Annotated in this window: 2 protein-coding genes; both read left to right on the forward strand. The window is 70.5% G+C overall.

Annotated elements, in window-relative coordinates:
* Nucleotides 1-132: 132 nt before the first annotated feature.
* Nucleotides 133-1305 carry an NlpB/DapX family lipoprotein gene (gene bamC / locus AC1D15_RS31385; RefSeq protein ID WP_477829117.1) on the forward strand — a complete coding sequence of 391 codons (1173 nt, stop codon included), beginning with the start codon at nt 133-135 and terminating at the stop codon, nt 1303-1305.
* Between the two features lie 22 nt (nt 1306-1327).
* On the forward strand, nt 1328-1576 hold a 249-nt coding region (locus tag AC1D15_RS31390), incomplete at its 3' end, for an MBL fold metallo-hydrolase (protein WP_477829118.1).

The raw sequence follows: 1576 nt of genomic DNA on the forward strand, positions 1-1576 counted from the left end.
GACCTGCGCTGACGCGATTGCTTCCGCTCCACCTTCTTCATTCCGACCTGCGCTGACGCGATTGCTTCCGCTCCACCTTCTTCATTCCCCCTCACCGGCTCGGCCGGCGCCGCTGTGGCACTGTCCTCGGAGATGTACAACGTGACCCGTTTCCCCCTGAACCCTCTCGCCAAGGCACTCGCTGCCGCCCTCTCGCTGGGCCTCGCCGCAGCCGGATGCTCGTCGATCGAGACGGCCGTGACCGGTGAGAAGGTCGACTACAAGAGCGCGACCGTCAAGGCCACGCCGCTCGAAGTGCCGCCCGACCTGACGCAGCTGCAGAACGACTCGCGCTACAACGTGCAGAGCGGCGGCACCATCAGCGCCACCACGTTCCAGAATCCGCAGGCCGCCGGCAGCGCGGCCCCCGCGGCCGGCCCGGCGACGCAGACCGTGGCGCCGAACACCCTCGGCCAGGCCCGCCTGGAACGCCAGGGCGACCAGCGCTGGGTCGTCACCACGCAGACGCCGGAGCAGGTGTGGCCGCAGCTGCAGGCCTTCTGGAAGGAGCGCGGCCTGACGATCTCGGTCGACCAGCCCGAAGCCGGCGTGATGGAGACCGAGTGGGCCRAGAACCGCGCCCGGCTGCCGGACGACCTGATCCGCCGCACGCTGGGCCGCGTGATCGACGGCCTGTACTCCACCGGCGAACGCGACAAGTACCGCACCCGCGTCGAGCGCGGCGCCAACGGCACCGAGATCCACATCGCCCACCGCGGGCTGCGTGAGGTCTACGTCGGCCAGCAGAAGGAATCGACGAGCTGGGAACCGCGCCCGAGCGAGCCCGAACTCGAAGGCGAGATGCTGACGCGCCTGCTCGTGAAGCTCGGCGCGAAGGACGAGCAGGCCAAGCTCGCGTCGCAGCAGGCCGCATCGGCGCCCGCCGCCGCCACGCCGCATGCCCGCGCCATCGAAGGCCAGGCGGCAGCGTCGCTGCAGGTCGACGATGCGTTCGACCGCGCCTGGCGCCGCGTCGGCCTCGCACTCGACCGCAGCGGCTTCACCGTCGAAGACCGCGACCGCACGCAGGGCGTCTACTTCGTCCGCTATGTCGACCCGGCGATGGCCGGCAAGGAAGAGCCCGGCTTCTTCAGCCGCCTGTTCGGCACCGGCGAGAAGGGCAACTTCGCACCGGTGAAGTACCGCGTGCGCGTGGTCGGCCAGGGCGACGTGAGCCTGGTGTCGGTGCTCGACAGCAAGGGCGAGCCGGAGAACGGCGACGCCGGCAAGCGCATCGTCGGCCTGCTGGTGGACGAGCTGAAGTAAGCGCCGGGGAGCGATCCGCATGCTGCGCTTCTGCAGCCTCGGCAGCGGCAGCACCGGCAACGCGACGCTGGTCGAGGCCGGCAGCGGAAGCACCGTCACGCGGCTGCTGATCGACTGCGGCTTCTCGCTGCGCGAACTGACGCTGCGGCTGTCGYGCACCGGCCTCGCCGTCGACGACATCGATGCGGTGTTCGTGACCCACGAGCACGGCGACCACGTCGGCTGCGCATTGACGCTCGCGCGCCGTCACCGCGTGCCGTTGTGGACGAGC

The organism is Rhizobacter sp. P2_H2 (assembly GCF_056403375.1).